General features: G+C 56.4%; 14 protein-coding genes. 9 read left to right on the plus strand and 5 right to left on the minus strand.

Annotation, left to right across the window (positions count from 1 at the left end; all coding sequences use genetic code 11):
• Positions 1 to 105: 105 nt before the first annotated feature.
• The 6 genes from ACKPCT_RS10545 to moaA all read left to right on the plus strand — a co-directional run bounded on the left by ACKPCT_RS10545 (position 106) and on the right by moaA (position 8,748).
• Positions 106 to 1,887, plus strand: coding sequence for a sensor histidine kinase (locus ACKPCT_RS10545; protein WP_319569167.1), 1,782 nt, complete (start codon positions 106 to 108; stop codon positions 1,885 to 1,887).
• Positions 1,884 to 2,510 (plus strand): response regulator transcription factor, encoded by a 627-nt coding sequence (locus ACKPCT_RS10550; RefSeq protein ID WP_319569168.1) that lies wholly within the window; start codon positions 1,884 to 1,886, stop codon positions 2,508 to 2,510. Before ACKPCT_RS10545 ends, ACKPCT_RS10550 begins: the two co-directional genes overlap by 4 nt.
• 197 nt (positions 2,511 to 2,707) lie before the next feature.
• Positions 2,708 to 3,472, plus strand: coding sequence for a sulfate reduction electron transfer complex DsrMKJOP subunit DsrO (gene dsrO / locus ACKPCT_RS10555; protein ID WP_319569169.1), 765 nt, complete (start codon positions 2,708 to 2,710; stop codon positions 3,470 to 3,472).
• Entirely contained in the window at positions 3,472 to 4,587 is a 1,116-nt protein-coding gene (gene nrfD / locus ACKPCT_RS10560; RefSeq protein WP_319569170.1) for an NrfD/PsrC family molybdoenzyme membrane anchor subunit, read from the plus strand. The genes dsrO and nrfD overlap by 1 nt, the downstream gene beginning before the upstream one ends.
• An 11-nt stretch (positions 4,588 to 4,598) precedes the next feature.
• Entirely contained in the window at positions 4,599 to 7,676 is a 3,078-nt protein-coding gene (locus tag ACKPCT_RS10565; protein WP_319569171.1) for a molybdopterin-dependent oxidoreductase, read from the plus strand.
• A 91-nt stretch (positions 7,677 to 7,767) separates the two neighbouring features.
• The gene (gene moaA, locus ACKPCT_RS10570) at positions 7,768 to 8,748 is read left to right on the plus strand and encodes a GTP 3',8-cyclase MoaA (RefSeq protein WP_090067658.1); all 981 of its coding nucleotides are present in this window, start codon (positions 7,768 to 7,770) and stop codon (positions 8,746 to 8,748) included.
• A gap of 135 nt (positions 8,749 to 8,883) precedes the next feature.
• On the opposite strand, the gene ACKPCT_RS10575 is transcribed toward moaA, so the two are convergent.
• The 5 genes from ACKPCT_RS10575 to ACKPCT_RS10595 form a co-directional block, all read right to left on the minus strand.
• Positions 8,884 to 10,398, minus strand: a complete 1,515-nt coding sequence (locus ACKPCT_RS10575; protein ID WP_319569172.1) for a tripartite tricarboxylate transporter permease — start codon at positions 10,396 to 10,398, stop codon at positions 8,884 to 8,886.
• Positions 10,399 to 10,429: 31 nt separating this feature from the next.
• Positions 10,430 to 10,885, minus strand: a complete 456-nt coding sequence (locus ACKPCT_RS10580; protein ID WP_175527844.1) for a tripartite tricarboxylate transporter TctB family protein — start codon at positions 10,883 to 10,885, stop codon at positions 10,430 to 10,432.
• Positions 10,886 to 10,904: 19 nt separating this feature from the next.
• Positions 10,905 to 11,858 (minus strand): Bug family tripartite tricarboxylate transporter substrate binding protein, encoded by a 954-nt coding sequence (locus ACKPCT_RS10585; RefSeq protein WP_319569173.1) that lies wholly within the window; start codon positions 11,856 to 11,858, stop codon positions 10,905 to 10,907.
• 65 nt (positions 11,859 to 11,923) lie between these two features.
• Complete coding sequence (locus tag ACKPCT_RS10590) at positions 11,924 to 12,601, minus strand: RraA family protein (RefSeq protein WP_090067651.1); 678 nt, start codon at positions 12,599 to 12,601, stop codon at positions 11,924 to 11,926.
• 8 nt (positions 12,602 to 12,609) lie between these two features.
• Entirely contained in the window at positions 12,610 to 13,602 is a 993-nt protein-coding gene (locus ACKPCT_RS10595) for an NAD(P)-dependent oxidoreductase (RefSeq protein WP_175527843.1), read from the minus strand.
• Between the two features lie 152 nt (positions 13,603 to 13,754).
• On the opposite strand from ACKPCT_RS10595, the gene ACKPCT_RS10600 reads away from it, so the two are divergent.
• The 3 genes from ACKPCT_RS10600 to ACKPCT_RS10610 all read left to right on the plus strand — a co-directional run bounded on the left by ACKPCT_RS10600 (position 13,755) and on the right by ACKPCT_RS10610 (position 17,783).
• Positions 13,755 to 14,420 carry a GntR family transcriptional regulator gene (locus tag ACKPCT_RS10600; protein WP_090067647.1) on the plus strand — a complete coding sequence of 222 codons (666 nt, stop codon included), beginning with the start codon at positions 13,755 to 13,757 and terminating at the stop codon, positions 14,418 to 14,420.
• Positions 14,421 to 14,818: 398 nt separating this feature from the next.
• Positions 14,819 to 16,840 carry an acyltransferase family protein gene (locus ACKPCT_RS10605; RefSeq protein WP_319569174.1) on the plus strand — a complete coding sequence of 674 codons (2,022 nt, stop codon included), beginning with the start codon at positions 14,819 to 14,821 and terminating at the stop codon, positions 16,838 to 16,840.
• 235 nt (positions 16,841 to 17,075) lie between these two features.
• Positions 17,076 to 17,783 (plus strand): NAD(P)H-dependent oxidoreductase, encoded by a 708-nt coding sequence (locus ACKPCT_RS10610; protein ID WP_090067643.1) that lies wholly within the window; start codon positions 17,076 to 17,078, stop codon positions 17,781 to 17,783.
• Positions 17,784 to 17,854 lie beyond the last annotated feature (71 nt).

The raw sequence follows: 17,854 nt of genomic DNA on the forward strand, positions 1-17,854 counted from the left end.
CCCTTGCAAACTGCTATGAAAAAGCAGTCAAAAGCATTATCGTTTCTCCAAAGACGCTTGGGGCGTGGATTCCAAAAACAGGATTGAGGGCGGCTAACCACTATCATGCAAAGCTATTTTTCCCGTCCCTTCCGGCTGTTTGTGCTGCTGATCGGCCTTGTATGCTGGGTCCACCCCGCCTTGGCCGAAACAGTCAAGCGGATCGGCGTGCTGGACTATCTGGGGGCCAAGCACTCACTCACTCACTGGGCGCAGACGGCGGACAGCCTGAGCGCTGCCTTTCCCGATGTGCGCTTCGAGCTGGTGGCTCTGGACATTGATGGTCTTGATGCGGCGCTTAATGCTGGAGAGCTGGATTTCGTGCTCACCAACCCGGGCAATTATGCTGAGCTGGAATTTCGCCATCATATCAGTCGCATCGCCACTGCTGAGGAAGACCAGCCGGTCGCCTCCACGCTGGTCACAGCCGATGGCTTTGAAAGCATGGAAGATCTGGTGGGCAAGAAGCTGGCGGTGATGACCACCGAAGCCTTTGGCGGTTTTCAGGTCATCTGGGCAGAAATGCACAAGCAGGACCCGACACTCCCTCGCCGTGTCGAGCTGGTTCAGACGGGCTATCCTATGCAGAATGTGGCCGAGGCAGTGCTGGATGGCAAGGCCGACGCGGCGGTTATGCGCACTTGCACGTTGGAGCTGTTGCAGAAGCAAAACCCCGCCCGCTATGGCGCGCTGCGTGGCTTTGCGCTGCGCCACGACATGCCGACCGACTGCGCCATTTCCAGTCCGATCTACCCCAACTGGCCCTTTGCCAAAACACCCAAGACCGATGCCGCCTTTGCCAAGCAAGTGGCCGTAACGCTCCTCAGCATTCAGGAGGGCAATCTCTGGACGGTGCCGCTGGATTATCAATCGGTGCATGACGTTTTGCGGCAATTGCAGATCGGCCCCTATGCCCGCACCGGTCCGATTTCTCTTTCCGACTTCATCGAGGATTATCGCGACTGGCTGATCATTCTGGCGGGTGCCCTGATCTTCTGGGCCATCTATTCGGTGCGCATCGAGAGCCTTGTGCGCAAGCGCACCCGCGACCTCAAAAAAACCAACGAAAAGCTGAAGCAGGAAATGGCCGAGCGTAAACGCGCCGAAGAGGCCGACCGGCAACATCAGCGAGAGTTGGAACATGTGGCCCGCCTCTCCATTCTGGGGGAGATGGCCTCCTCCATTGCTCATGAGCTGAACCAGCCGCTGGCGGCGATTTCCAACTATGCGCAAGGGTGCCTGCTGCGCATCAAGGCTGATCGGTTCAGCAGCGCCGACATGGAGCTGGCATCCACCGAAATCGCCCAACAAGCGCAACGCGCAGCGGAAGTCGTCAAGCGCATCCGGGCTTTCGTGCGCAAGAAGGAATCCAAGCCAGTTACCATAACCGTGCCCGAACTTGTCGCCGATTGCGCCGCCGTTTACGCAGCTTCTGCCAACCGCGCCGGGGTGCGCGTGATCCTCGATCTGGCTCCCGGCCTGCCTGCGCTGCGTGTCGACCCCATCCAGATCCAGCAAGTGGTGCTCAATCTGGTGCAAAATGCCATCGACGCAATGAACGAGGAGGCAGCGGAGCGTCGCGAGGCTATCCTCACGGTGCGCGAGAAGGAAGAAGGCGGGCGGGGCATATTGCTCAGCGTGCGCGATTTTGGCCACGGCATGGATGAAGAAGATCTTGGCCATTTCGCCGAAGCCTTCTATACAACCAAGACCGAGGGGATCGGGCTGGGGCTGGCGTTGAGCCGATCGATTGTCGAAGCCCATGGCGGCTCCATGCGCGCCTTTTCCCCATCGGACGGACCGGGACTTGAAGTGGCCATCTGGCTGCCTGCAGGAGAGACTGAATGAATGCGATCAATGAGGATGGAATCATTCATATCGTTGATGATGATCGGGCCGTGCGCGACGGGCTCGGCTTCATGCTCTCTTCCCTTGGTCTTACCATCGAAACCCACAGTTCGGCGACAGACTTGCTCGACCGGCTTGATGGGGCGCTCATTGGCTGCATTCTGGCTGATGTGCGCATGCCCGGCATGAGCGGTCTGGAACTGCTGGATGAATTGAAACGCCGAGCCTGTGCCCTGCCCGTCATCATCATCACCGCCCACGCGGATGTCCCCATGGCCGTGCGGGCCATCCAGTCGGGCGCTCTGGATTTTTTCGAGAAACCCGTCAACGGCATGGCGCTGGTGGAACGCATCAATGATGCCCTCAAGGAGGCTCGCGCCCGGGCTGAGGATGAAGCCCTGAAGGCCGCCATTGCCAGCCGCATTGAGAGCCTGACGGGCCGCGAGGTTGATGTCGCCCGCGCCATCATGGACGGCAAGCAGAACAAACAGATTGCCGCAGACTTTGGAATCAGCCTCAAGACGGTGGAAATTCACCGCCATAACCTGATGACCAAGATGGAGGCCACGACGCCCGCCGATCTGGTGCGGCAGCTTGTCACAGCCAATTGGGACAAGATTTAGGGGTTACCCCCTAAGGGCCTTGGGTTTGGCCTGATTCACTCCTTTTGCTCCTCTCTCTAGGCTGGTTAACAGACCGGCCGCCCTTCTTGCATCGTCCTTCTGACGGACAAGAGGACGGTCCTTGAGAGACCCAACGCCTCCATCGTTAGCCGAACCAATCGGTAAGCAGAAAGTGGGGCGGAGTGAAAGGACCAGCCATGGACAGTTCTCGTCGCCAATTTCTTGGAGCGATCGGACAGGTGAGCATTGGCGCGGCGGCAACGGTCGCTGGCGCAAACAGTGCTTCAGCTGCAACCGGTTCAGCCTCCGATGGCCCCCAGCCGACCGGCCCCAAATGGGGCATGGTCGTTGACTTGCGCAAATGCATCGGCTGTCAGGCCTGCACAGTGGCCTGCATCATGGAGAATGCGGTACCGGAAGATTCTTTCCGCACCCATGTCTCCGTTTATGAAGTCGTCAAGGAAGGGTGCGATCCGGCCATGGTGATGCTGCCACGGCTGTGCAACCATTGCGACGAGCCCCCCTGCGTCGAGGTCTGCCCGGTCGAGGCGACCTACAAGAAGGAAGGCACCGGCGAGGTGCTGGTGGATGCATCACGCTGCGTGGGCTGCGCCTATTGCGTTCAGGCCTGCCCCTATGATGCCCGTTTCATCAACCACGAAACCCAGACCGCGGACAAATGCACCTTCTGCATTCATCGCACCGAAGCAGGGCTGCTTCCGGCCTGCGTGGAAACCTGTGTTGGTGGCGCCCGCATTTTCGGTGATCTCAATGATCCCGAAAGCACGGTGTCGAAGTTGCTCAAAGAGCATGAAGTCTCCGTTCTGCGGCCGGAAATGCATACCGCACCCAATGTCTATTATATCGGACTGGACGAAGCGCTCGACGGGCGCGTGGCTGGCGAAGCCGCCTATCGTCCTCCGCTCACGACCAATATTGACCATCACGAGGAGGGCCGGTGATGCAAATTCATGAGCTTGTTGGTGCCGTCCATGAAGCCGCCTGGCTGCCTTGGGCCGTGCAATATTTCTTCCTCATCGGCATGTCGACGACTGCCCTGTTTCTCACCTTCCCTGCCTTTGTCTTCGGGCGCGGTTCCTCCCTGCCCCATGCCCGGCTGGCGCTGATCACAGCCGTGACGACCGGCATTTCCGGCCCAGTTGCTCTGCTGGCCGATTTGCATCAGCCGGGTCGCTTTTGGGAGTTCTTCGTCTATACCCACGCCACCTCATGGATGGCTTGGGGCGCCTGGATCGTCTCGTCCTATGTCACTTTGCTGCTGCTTTATGCATGGGCGGTGAACCGGCCAGCCTTCTATCGCTGGGGTCAGGATGACTGGCGCTTTGCATGGCTCTTCCGCTTTCTCGCCTTCGGTAGTCCGGCCAATGGCTTTGCACGCCTCATAGGCATTGGTGCAGGCGTCGCCGCGCTCGGCATCCTCACCTATACCGGCATGGAAGTGGCCGTGGTCTATTCCCGTCCGCTTTGGCACACGCCACTTCTCCCCTTCCAGTTTGCAGCAACCGGTGCTGTTGGTGCGCTTGGCGTGATGCTCATTCTTGGTCGCCTGTTTGCCACCGGTCCTATTGTGGAAGCGAAGATGAACCGCATGCTGGCGCTGGCTCTTGGCGTGGTCGCCATCATCGGCGCGCTATGGTTCGCGGTCGCCTTTTCAGGCATCAGCCAGAGCCACACCGAAGCACTCGCCTCTGTTGCAGGCTTCACCGTGTGGCAGCGCATCGCTCTTTGGGCTGCCGCTGCCATCGTTATTCCCTTTGTCATCGCGCTGACGCTACCGGCTCGCTCGGGCTGGGTCACGGGCCTGATCGCCATTCACGCCGCCTGGATGTTCCGCTGGACAGTCTTCATGGGCGGACAGGCGGTGCCGAAGGTCGGCTCCGGCCTCTATGACGCCCTGATGCCCACCGGTATCGAAGGCCTCATGGGAGTGATCGGCACCTTCGGGCTCTGGATCTTCCTGCTCATTCTTTACACCACCTTTGTGCCATGGGCCGAAGCAGACCTGCCTGACGATACGTCAGCCACCACTTCTGCCCAAACCGCTCGCACTGTCTGAGGAGAAAGCCCATGTCAACACGTCGCAACATATTGAAGGGCGCCGTCGCTATCGGAGCGCTGGGCGCGTTCGCCGCAGGCTATGCCGAGCCGGTGAAAAAGATCACCCGAGGCAAATGGTCCGGCAAGGTGCCGCGCAAGCATTTGACCGGCAACGCCCCTGAGCCGGAATATAAAGTGGCCGCCAATGGCGACATCGAGCTCAATCCCGATCAGGCGGTAAGCTACGCCATGTGCATCGGGTGCACCACCATGTGTGGTGTGCGGGTGCGTGTCGACAAGGCGAACAACAAGGTCCTGCGCGTTACAGGCAACCCCTATAACCCGCTCAGCACCACCGAGTTTTTGCCTTATGAAACACCAGTCCGTGAAAGCCTTGTTGCGCTTGGGCAACCGGGCGCTGGCGACGGCATGCTGCATCGCTCCACGGCCTGCGGGCGCGGCAATGCCGTGCTTGATCAGATCGACAATCCGCGTCGGGTGCTCAAGCCCCTAAAGCGCGTCGGTGCGCGTGGCTCCGGCCAATGGGAAACCATCAGCTTTGAGCAGCTTGTCGAGGAAGTGGTTGAAGGCGGCGATCTGTTCGGCGAGGGCAAGGTGGCTGGCCTGCGGGAAATCCGCGATCTGGAGACACCCATCAAGGCCGATGCGCCTGAGCTGGGCCCCCGCGCCAATGGTGTTGTCATGCTCAGTTCGGTCAATGATGGCAGAGACAACATGAATCTGCGCTGGCTGAAACAGGCCTATGGTTCTACCAACTATGCTCGCCATGGCTCCTATTGCGGTGGCTCCTATCGTTCGGGTTCGGGCGCAATGTTTGGCGATGTGAAAAAGATGCCACACGCCAAGCCGGATTTTGAGGAAGCCGAATTTATCATTTTCATCGGCACTGCACCGGGCAATGCAGGCAACCCCTTCAAGCGCATTGGCGCATTGGTGGCTGAAGCCCGCAGCGATGGCAAACTTGATTATGTTGTGGTCGATCCGGTGCTTAACCATGCCCAGAGCGGCCCATCCGGGGATCGGTCTCGCTGGTTGCCGATTGTTCCGGGCACGGATGGCGCCCTTGCCATGGGCATGATCCGCTGGATGTTCGAGAATGACCGCATCAACAAGGACTATCTGGCCCAACCTTCCAAGAAAGCCGCAATGGCAGCAGGCGAAGCCAACTGGAGCAATGCCACCCATCTGGTCATCGCAGATGAAACCCATCCGCGCATGGGCAAACTGCTGCGCGGCTCCGACATGGGGCTGGAGCTGGCCGAAGGCGCCAAGGCCTATGACGATAGCGATCCTTACATGGTTGCGTCTGAGAATGGCCCCGTGCCAGTGGGCGATCAGCCTGCGCCGCTGTTCTTTGATGGCACGGTAGAGGGCAAGGATGGCCCTGTTGCGGTGAAGACCGGCCTCACTCTGCTGCGCGAGGAAGCCGGGCGGTTAAGCTATGAAGACTATTCTGCCGCCTGCGGTATTCCGGTCGAAACCATCACCGGCCTTGCCAATGAATTCACCAGCCATGGCCGCAAGGCAGCGGTGAACACCCATGGCGGCATGATGAGCGGCTCGGGCTTCTACAATGCCTTTGCGCTGATGATGCTCAACACGCTCATAGGCAATCTCAACTGGAAGGGTGGCACCCTCATGTTGGGCGGCTGGTACCCCGATACCAACGGTCCGGCCTATGATCTGGCCAAGGTGAAGGGCGGCGTCAAGCCCAAGGGCCTGCCACTGGGACGCAATGTGCCCTACGAGAAGACCTCCGAATTCAAGGCCAAAAAAGCTGCGGGCAAGGCCTTCCCTGCCGATGGGCCATGGTATCCCAATGCACCGGGTCTGGCGACCGAATGGTTTTCCTCTATGGTCAATGGCTACCCCTACAATATCGAGGCACTCATCCTGCGCAACGCCAACCCGATCTATGGCATCGCGGGCATCGAGCATCTGGTGCCCAAGCTGAAAGACCCGAAGGTGGTGCCGCTGATCATCTCCATCGATCCTTTCATCAACGAGAGCACGGCGCTGGCCGACTATATCGTGCCGGATACGGTGATGTATGAAAGCTGGGGCTTCGTGAAGCCATGGAATGGCGTTCCCACCAAGATCACCACGGCCCGCTGGCCGGTGGTCGACCCGAAGGTCGCCAGAACAGCCGATGGCGTGCCGATCGATGTCGACATGTTCCTCATAGCAACAGCAAAGCGCATGGGCCTGCCAGGCTTTGGTGACGAGGCAATTCCAGATAAGGACGGCACCATGCATCCGCTCAACCGGCCTGAAGACTTCTATCTGCGGGGTGCGGTGAATGTGGCGACGGTCGGCGGCTCCTCCGTGCCGGACGCCAGCGACGATGACCTGATGGTATCAGGCGTCGATCGCATCCGTGATCAGCTGGAATCAACCCTCAAGCCCGATGAATGGCGCAAAGCGGCGGCGATCTATGCCAAGGGCGGACGCTACGAGAATAAAGACAAGAGCTACAAGGGCGAACAAAGCGCGCATCCGTTCGGCAAGCCGATGCTTGTCTATAACGAAGGGGTCGGCAGTGCGCGCAATGCCATGACAGGCAAGCGCTCGCCCGGCGTACCCACATGGCGCGAAGCGGAATTCTCCGATGGCAGCAAGGTGGCTGAGGTCTATCCGCAAAGCGACTGGCCGATCAAGGTAATCAGCTTCAAATCGCCATTGCAGAATTCCTACTCCGTCGGGGCCAAGACACTTCTGAGGATCGTTGCGACCAACACACTCAATATCGGCCGCGATGTGGCGGAAAGCCATGGCATCACGACCGGTGACAGGGTGCGCCTCACCACACCGGGTGGCAGCATCGAGAGCGTGGCCGTCGTGCGGGACGGGGTGGTGCAGGGCACGGTTGCCATCGAGCATGGCTTTGGCCATCGCCGCTTCGGGGCCGCGGACATTACCGTCGACGGGGTCACCATGGCCGCAGATCCGAAGCAGGCAAGCGGCGTGCTGCAAAATGATCTGGGCCTGATCGACCCGACGCGCGCCAAGCCCGGCGTCTGGGTTGATCCGATCTCGGGGGCTGCCGTGCGTCAGGGGCTGCCTGCGAAAATCGAGAAACTTGCTTGATGCATCTCCTCCCTTAACCTTGGCTGTCGGGGTCCTCTCCGGCAGCCTTTTTACCCTTTTGCCAAGCAGAAAAAGGAAAAGGAAAAGCGCCATGTCCTTTATCGATCCCTATGGACGCAAGATCGACTATGTCCGCCTGTCCCTGACGGACCGGTGCAACCTGCGCTGTTTCTATTGCCTACCTGCTGGCAGTTCAGATTTTGCGCCCTCGAGCAGTCGCCTTGGGCTTGATGAAATCGAGCGGATCATGGCAGCGTTTGCCAAGCTGGGCGTGCATCGGGTGCGCCTTACAGGGGGCGAACCGCTGGTGCGCAAGGGCGTTGCGGATTTGGCTGCGCAGCTTCATGCCCTGCCCGGCATTGATGATCTTTCCATGACAACAAATGCGCTGTTGCTTGAGCGCCATGCAGACGCCCTGTTCGAGGCGGGTGTCAGTCGGCTGAATGTGTCGCTCGATAGCCTTGATGCGGAGCGTTTTTCGCGCATCACCCATGGGGGCGATCTGGCCAAGGTGTTGCGCGGGCTTGAAAAAGCGCGGGCGGTTGGCTTTTACCCCATCAAGATCAACATGCTGGTGATGAAGGGCATCAATGACGACGAAGTGGTCGACATGGCCCGCTGGTGCGCGGCGCAAGGCTTCACCCTGCGCTATATCGAAACCATGCCCATGGGGGCTGGTGGCAGTGACGCCGTGTCGCGCTATGTGCCGCTCGAAGTGGTGCAGCAACAACTGGAGCAGCATTTCACACTGGTGGATGACATTGCCTCTGGCGGCGGTCCTGCCCGCTACTTGCGCATCGTCGGCACGCAGACACAAATCGGCCTTATCACGCCCCTGTCCCGCCATTTCTGCGCCTCCTGCAACAGGGTGCGGCTCGGAGCGAACGGCACCCTTTACATGTGCCTTGGCAACAGCCATTCGGCAGACCTCAAGGCCCCCTTGCGCGAGGGCATTTCGGATGACGGATTGATGGAGCTGATCCGCCAATCCATTGCTCTCAAGCCATGGCAGCATAATTTCAATGAAGTGTCTGCACCCGTTGACAGGGCCATGGCGGCAACGGGCGGCTAGTCGAACGACGCAACCCTGCCCAAGAGCAGAGAAACCGGAGCAAGCTTTTTACCAAGCCCGTGAAATTTGCTGCCCCAATAAAAAATGGCCAGCCCGATGAGCTGGCCATTTCGTTTTCCGCAAGACAGGTGGTCTTTATGCCGCTTGATTGCGCCGTTTGTTGACATAGCTGGCGATTGGCGCCTTGGCGAGACCGAACAGAACGACCCCGAGCACCAGAATGGTAAAGGTCATCGTGAGCGGCTTTTGCACGAAGATACCCCAAGCCCCCTGCCCCAGCATGATGGACTGACGCAGATAGTTCTCGGCCAGAGGCGCCAACACCAGAGCCAGAATGAACGGGCCGGTTGGATAGTTGGCGCGCTTCATCAGATAGCCGATGACCCCGAATACAACGGTTACCCAGACATCGAAGGTGCCATAGTTGATGGAGAAGGCCCCCACCAGACAGAAGGCAACAACGATGGCATTCAGATGGTTCTGAATAAGGCGCAGAGCGTTCACGAAGACCGGGATCAACAGGATGTTCGAGCCCAGCAGGAACAGGTTGGCAATGGTCAGACCCGCGATGGTGCCCCAGACAATGTCGGCTGACTGGATCATTAGCATCGGGCCGGGGTTAAGGCCGAACATGATCAACGCCCCCAGCATGATGGCCGTGCCGCCCGAGCCCGGAATACCGAGCGTTAGAAGCGGGATCAGCGAGCCGGGAACCGCCGCATTGTTGGCCGCTTCTGGGCTGGCCAGACCTTCGGATGCCCCTTTGCCAAAATTCTCTGGCTGTTTGGAGAACTTTTTCTCGGTGATATAGGCAATGAAGGTTGCGATGGTCGCGCCAGCGCCCGGCAACACGCCGATGCCGGTGCCGATCACCGAGCCACGCAGGGTGGGCAAACTGATATGGCGCAGTTCAGCCAGTCCGGGAATGAATTCGCTGAATTTGAATTTGGGCTTGCCCATATTCAGGCGAATGCGTTCTTCGACATTGACCAATACTTCGCCGATACCGAACAGGCCAATGATGACAGCAACGAAGTCCACCCCTTCGATCAGTTCAGGCACAACGGCAAAGCGCACATTGCCCGAGACATAATCACTGCCGATGGTACTGAGCAGAACCCCGACCAGCGTGGCAATCAGCGCCTTGAGCGGATCAGAGCCGGCCAGCACGATGATCATGCTCAGGCCGAGCAGCATCAGCATGAAATATTCCGGAGGCCCGAGAAAGATGGCATATTCGGCGATGATCGGCGCAAAGAAGATCAGCATCAGCAGACCAAAAATACCGCCGACAAAGGAGGCAATGGCCGAGATGCCGAGGGCTTGCCCGCCCCTTCCCCGTTGCATCATGGGATAGCCTTCCATGGCCGTCACAATGGCGGGGGCGTCGCCGGGGGTGTTGATGAGAATGGCGGTCAGACGCCCGCCATACATGGTGCCCATATAAACGCCTGTCAGCAGGGAGAGACCCGAGATCGGGCTCATGCCGAAGGTCAGGGGCATCATGAGAGCAATACCCGCCGATGGCCCGAGGCCGGGCAAGGCACCAACGAGCGTGCCGATCAAGCCAGCCACAAAGATGAGCAGCAGGTTTTCCGGCGTGGCGACCTGATTGAACGCCACCATCAGGTGAGATAACGAATCCAGCATGCATTTCGTCCCGTGAATTGTTTGCTGCGGCTCAAAGCACCGGCAGATTCAGCCAAATGGCAAAGATGACATAGATGGCGGCGGTCGTGGTGGCGCCGACAAATAGTGACGATGTGATCGGATGGTGCGCGACGCGCCAGGACAGCAGGAAGATCATGGCAAAGATGGGTGCGAGCACAGAGCCAAGCGCCATGGCAGCAACACCAAGAACAATGATGGCCGTGGTGATCAGAAGACCGGCGATATTGGGGGACGTGTCCGCGTGCTCTTGTCTGTCTCCGGCTTCAGCCGCTTCCTTCCGACTTTTGGCAAGGCTCCGCAAGGCCTGCAAAGCGCAGCAGATGACGATCAGCACACCAACATTCAACGGCACAAAACCGGGGCCGAAGGAGAATTCGTCAGCATATTTGAGATCGAGCGAACCGATCGCAAGACTGGCGGCAAAAGCCGCCAGAATTGCCAGAAATGTAATTTCTGCAGTTTTCATGGTGCCCATCAGTTCTTTTTCAGGAGACCAAGATTGGACAGGTTGGTTTCATAGACGCTGTTGGTCTTTTCCAGATAGGCAGCAAAAGCATCAGCATCGAGATAACCAGGAATGATCCCGTTTGGTTTGAGATACTGTTCGGTCCATTCCGGGGTTTCCTGCAGACGCTCAACCATTTCGGACAGATAAGCCTTGGCTTCTGCCGGAATATCCTTGGCAGCAACGACACCACGGAAAACCGAGGCGACCACATCATAGCCCTTTCCTTGAAGGTCGGGACATCCGGGAACATTTCAGCGCGCTGCTCCGTGGAGATGGCAATGGCGTTCATACGACCGCTTTTGATGAACTCGGATACAGCACCCGGGTTGATCATGGCGAAATCGACCTGACGACCAAGCAGCGCACTGGCGACTTCACCATCGCCTTGGAACGGCACGAAGTTCAGTTTCACGTCGAGGGCGTCGGACACCATGATCGTTGCAATATGTTCGATCTGTCCACGGCCACCACCAGCAACGTTGAGCACGCGGCCAGCGTTTTTAATGTCATCAAGGGTCTTGATGTCGGAGGACGCAGGAACAACCAGCAGGGTCGGGTCGATACCCAGACGAGCAATCGGGGTGAAGTCCTTGTAGTTCAAGCCAACATCTGCCGTCAAAGGTGTTGTGATGAAGGATGAAGTGGCAGCCATCAGATAGTGGCCATCCCCTTCATGACTATTGAGATAGCCAAGCGATGTTGCACCAGCGCCGCCAGGTTTGTTCACGACATTGACGGATGCGTCAATGAGATTGGTTTCGCGAATAACCTTGGCCATGGACCGCAGCATGGTGTCGTGCCCGCCACCAGGACCATAACCGGCAACGAATTCGAGACCACGGGTCGGGAAGTCCTCAGCCTGGACAGGCAGAACTGCTGCAGCAACAAGAGCCGAGAAAACAACGGCCGTCTTTAAGGGTTTGAAAAACATCGATCAGGTTCCTCCCTAGTATTTATCGATGAGAATATTTGCGGGGTTATAGAGACCTCGGGGCGTTACGCGATGAATTCGCACCCAAGCTCCTTGAGGTTCTTGTCAATCCAGTCACCATTATATTTGCCTTCAATGGTCGTCTGATATTGACGTTCTTCGCCTGCGTGCTTTTTGTCAGCACGGTCGAGAATTTCTGCGGCGCTATCCTTTGGCAGGCAGACAAGGCCGTCCCAGTCGCCAACGATCAGATCGCCAGGATTGACGGTCATATTGCCAAGAGCGATGGGGAAGCCGATTTCACCCGGTCCATCCTTGTAAGGGCCACGATGGCTGATGCCGCTCGAGAAGACTGGTACATCCTGTTTGCTGATGCTGTCGAGGTCGCGAATTGCACCCCAGATAGCCACACCGGCAATCTTGGAAAACACACCACGTGCAAGCATCAGCTCACCCATGATGGCATTGTCCAGAGCGCCACCGGCGTCTACGACGATCACATCACCTGGCTGCGCCATAACAAGGGCCTTATGCAGCATCAGATTGTCTCCTGGACGAACACTGACCGTGAGGGCCGGGCCAGCGAGGACGCCCTGACGATGCCGGGGGCGCATGCTAGCAGGAGCCCCTGTGTGGCGGTTCATGACGTCACTAATGTTGGATACAGGCAGTTTGGCAGCGCGGGCGATCAGATCCGGATTTACCCGGTCCCAACTTTCCTTGATTCTGAAACCTTCAGCCATGTCTTCTCCTATTCTTGCAGACCGCCAAGCGCGGCGGAAGTTGCCAGAAAGGCGGGATTTATTTCCCGACCTTCAAAATGGTCAATGATGAAACGGGCAGCCATCGTTGCCATGTTGCGTTCGGCTCCAGGGGTGAGACCGGCAGCATGGGGGGTGACGATGAGATTGGGGGCCTTGAAAAGCTTGGAGTCAGCGGCAGGAGGCTCCTGCTCGAAGCTGTCCACGCCAGCGCCTGCAATGACGCCTTTCTCCAGCGCTTCGGCCAGAGCATCTTCGTCGATCATACCGCCACGAGCGGTGTTCACGATGGCACCATGGGATGGCATCTTTTCCAGAAACGCGCGATTGACCAGATGTTTGGTGGCAGGAACCAGTGGACAATGCAGAGAGATGACGTCGCATTTGGTTGCAATGGCATCCATATCGGCAACCGCTTCCACACCTTCAGGGCATGCCGCACCGCCATTGGCCAGCAAAGCCGGATCAAACGCGGAGACTTTCATACCTAGCGCCATGGCCATACCAGCCACTTCGCGACCAATAGCACCAAAACCGATGAGGCCGAGTTTGGTATCGGCAAAGTCCTTGCCGATAAAAGAGCCCTTGAGCCAATTGCCGCCCTTGGTTGCTTCATCGAGATAAGGCAATGACTTGCGCAGCGCGATAATGAGCGCAATGGCATGCTCGGCCACTGCTCGCGCGTTGGCTCCGGCAGCTCTGTATACAGGGATGCCGATTTTTTCAGCGGCAGCCAGATTGATATTGTTCACGCCACTGCCATGTTTGGCGATGACCTGGACGGAACCAGAGGCCTTGATCACGGCATCCGTAATCTTGCCCTGAGACACCATAATCGCGCATACATTGTTGTTTTTCGCCGTTTCAACCACTTCTTCTGGCTTGGCATAGGGAGGAGAAAACACGCATTCAAAGCCGTTTTCCTTGAGCAGGTCCACAGCAGAGCTGTCAATGCGGCTGCGCGTGACCAATATTTTTTGCATTTCAGAGCTCATTGCTACTGTATCCATTTAACAACCTAATTGCTTTTTTCGTATACAAATATGATGATAAAGTCAAATGCAAAATACATTTACAATCACAGAGCGTCAGGCTATATCTAATATCCGACTGAAATTGTAGGAGTTTTCTCGTCATGCCAATTCAGCAGGACATTGCGGACCTTCCATTAAGCGATCAAGTGTATGCAAAAATGCGAGAATTGCTGCGGGATGGCGCTTTCACTTCAGGCCAACGCGTCAGTGAGGCTGATATCTGCGATCGGTTTCAGGTCAGCAGAACCCCCGCCCGGGAGGCCATTCGTCGCCTGCTGAATGAGGGGTTTCTGACCACGGTCGAAAGTGGCCGAATCGTTGTGGCTGAGATTGATATCGAGCGCGCAGAGGAAATCTATGACATGCGCGAGGCCGTGGAATGCCTTGCGGCCAAGCTGGCGGCGAAAAAGGCCAACACCAAGGATCTCATCGAATTGCGCAGCATTCTGGATGAACAGCGCCGGGGAGCCACCGATGAAACAGACTTTCTGGATATCAACGACCGCTTTCACCGTTGTGTATACAAAATTGCCAGCAACCGCTATTTGCTGCGCAGCGCAGAAATTCTTCTGGTTTCGGCAGGCATGATCCGAGGCACGACACAAGGGCGCTATGATTACAATACATGGTCACTACAAGACCATGAAGAAATCTATCAAGCTATCGAGGATGGCAATACGACGGCGGCTGAAGAGGCTGCCCGCCGTCATGTCAGGCGAGGCCGCATGCAGCGCATCAGCCTTTTGAAAACCCTGTCGAGCAGCTAGCCGCTTCTCAAGCGAGAAGAGAGGTAAAGCAAAACACCGCTCCCAAATGTGATCAACTCCTTCAATGAGTGGAATCGGACCAGAATAGTCTTCAGGCCCGAGAAAGCGCGCAAGCTACATCCTGCGAAAGAGCCGCCACCACCATGTTTGCAAGTCGGAATGGCTCTGCGCGTTGTCGTTGAGACATCGCACTTTCCTGAACTCCACACGCCGAACTACGTTTCCCATTCAATGTAGCCTCGCCGATATCAACTCTTTGGTAGCATAGCGTGACAAAACACTGACATTTTCTGAGAAAGAGGCGGCGGAAATGTGGCAATTTTATTTCCCTAGTGCACCAAATATTGCTAAATGATTTCAAATTGAGTCTGTGTTTTTTTGTTAGAGCCTTTTCTATTATGTCATCCATTGCGTATAGGGCCGAAGTCGATGGTCTGCGAGCCATCGCTGTTCTTTCTGTCATTTTCTATCACGCGGACTTCATGCTCTTTGGCCGCGCTTTTCTGCCGGGAGGATTTCTCGGCGTCGACATATTCTTCGTCCTCTCCGGCTATTTGATTTCTTCCATTCTTTTTCGCGAAGTCTCGGAAGGCAGCTTCAGCATCATTTCATTTTACGAACGTAGGGCACGCCGCATTTTGCCAGCGCTCTATTTCATGATGCTGGCCACTTTGCCGGTTGCCTATTTCTTCCTGTTGCCAAAGGGGATGATGGAATATGCACGGTCCGGGTTAGCCGCTCTTGGTTTTTCCTCCAACATCTGGTTCTGGCTGGAAGACAGCTATATCGCTGAAGCTAGCAAGCTCAAACCCTTACTCCATACTTGGAGCTTGGCGGTGGAAGAGCAATTCTACATTGTCTTTCCTCTGTTCGCCTACCTTCTCATTCGCCATGCTTCAAACCGAATGTGGCAGTGGTTGATAGCTGTGTTTGTCGCATCACTTTTGCTCGCCCAGGTCGGTACTGTTCATTTTGCCAAGTTCAATTTTTACCATTTACCGACGCGCGCCTGGGAGCTTATGGGCGGCTCTATTGTTGCTCTGGCCAGCTTTCAAGGAAAACTGACAAGGTTGCGACAGCACTATCCCGCTCTTGCAGAAGTCGGCTTCGTGGTGCTCATCCTTTGCATAATCTTGATGGATGATCACATGCCTCATCCGTCCCTACTAACACTACTGCCCGTGGCCGGGACCATGGCCATCCTCACGTTTGGTAAAGATGATCGGCCCTGCTATCGATTTCTTGCGTTGCAGCCATTGGTATTCATTGGTCTGATCTCCTATTCACTTTATCTCTGGCATTTCCCGCTTTTCGCCTTTGCACGCAATCTGGACATTTTTGATCTTCCTTTGCTCAAAGGACTTTATATTCTTGTTGCCAGCCTGTTGGCCTACCTAGCCTATCGATTTATAGAGCAACCTTTGAGAAATCGGCAGCGCATCGGCTTTACAAAGCTCATAGTTGCGATTTTCGCCATGCTTCTGGTCCTCATAGCAGCCTATATTAGCATTCTTCGATTTAAGGGTTTTCCAAAGTCACTCGGCCCGCTCGAAGCTGTGTTTGAGGAGCTGTCATGGCAACGACTCGATTGCACTATCGATCACCCCTGCAACAAAAAAGCGCAAACGCATCAGCATATTATTAGTCTAGGTGACAGCCACTCATGGAATTTCGACTATCCCCTGAGGGATATGGCAGAACGTTACGAACGCTCCTACGTCGCCATTACGCGGGGATCTTGTCCTTACATTTTAGATACCTATGTGGTGCGCGGCGGCAAACCCATTGATTGTACGCAGGCCCACGTGAAGGAGGCTCATCAGAGCATTGATCGCCTGTCTCCTGCCATCATAATCTACAAGGCACGTTTACCAGTGTATCTCGACAAAGGGCACTTCTATAATAATGGAGAAGGTGGGGAAGAAATCGAAAACCGTCAAAAGCTGTTCAACGTGCTCTTCACATCCAGTGGAAGCAACGAACAAGGTGCACTTGCGGACAAAATTCGAGCCACCTTCCAGCACCTGATTGATAGTGGCAATATTGTGGTGCTGATCTATCCTATCCCTGCTGTCGGATGGAACGTACCAGACGTCCTGCGTCGTAAACTGGAAAGCATACCTGATACGGCAGCACGCAAAGAGGCGCTTACAGTGAACCCAATAACCACCAGCTACACACGCTACAAAGAGCGTACTGCGCTAACCAACCAAGTGCTAGACAGCCTAGGTGATGCCCCCAATCTTATTCGTATTCATCCAGATCAGTTGCTTTGTTCGACGCAAACTGATCGCTGCGCCACTCAGGATGAAAATGGCGTTTTCTATATGGATGCCAATCACCCTTCTCGCTATATGGCCACTCGTATTAGCGCTCTAATTGAGCAACAGTTGATAGCCAAGGGTTTCTTGGCCAAATAGAACCGAACCGGCTGGCCAGGTTTCGTGCAACCAATGCGCTAATTGGCCATCGCCTCCTCCTGCTTTTATGATCCTGGCTCATGACTGTCAGCGGCTTCGCTGATCTAGTTACGGCTGGCGCAGAGAATATCTCTATATAAGAGGAATTGAAGCCAGAGATTGTGGCCTCGTTGGTCTATCTACCGGCTGGTTCCCATGTGACACTTTGCTAGCCAGCCCTGAGAAAGGAGCGCCCATGCCACGTAAAAGTGATACGCCGACGACCCCTTCCGACCAAGCAAGCCCCAACAGCCTTGATCGCCGCTCTTTGGTGAAAGCCGGAGCCGGTCTTGCGCTTGGCTCTGCCTTCACCTCCATGGCGACCAGCGAGAAAGCTCAGGCGCAAACGCAGGCCAAAGGGCCCGTGATCCGTGGCGATGAACATACATTAATTTTGGCCTCACACCCCTATCCTGAACGGTCTGTGGTCAATAAGGCCCTTTGGGAAGTTGCTGAACAGGCAGAGGGCTCCATCTTCAAGAATCTCGAAAGCATCCATGGCGATGACATGTGGGGCTTCGACCGGGCCGCTGAACGCAAGCTGTATCAGCAGGTTGACCGGATCGTAATGATGTTTCCCATTCACTGGTTCAATCTCACCCCAATGCTCAAGGCCTATATGAATGAAATCTGGTGGATTGGGGCTCCTTCCGAGCTTCGCGGCGTGGAACTGCTGGTGGTGACCACAACGGCAGGTGGACCGGATGCCTATCAGCCGGATGGTCGCCTTGGCTTTACGATAGAGCAAGTGCTCACGCCTCTTCAGGCCAGCGCCCGCTATACCGGCATGACCTTCTCCGAGCCACTCGCCTTTCTTGGTGCGGCAGGAGCCGGGCCGGATGAACTAACGCGCTATCAGGGAATGCTGGCTGATCGCCTCAGCGAGCCACCGAGAAGCGCCTGAACAGGCCCGAACATTCCGAACGCGCTCATCCATAGGAGGCAAGCAACCGTCTCGCGCATGGCAACATCATG

The organism is Cohaesibacter marisflavi, assembly GCF_963665895.2.
GTDB lineage: Bacteria > Pseudomonadota > Alphaproteobacteria > Rhizobiales > Cohaesibacteraceae > Cohaesibacter > Cohaesibacter marisflavi.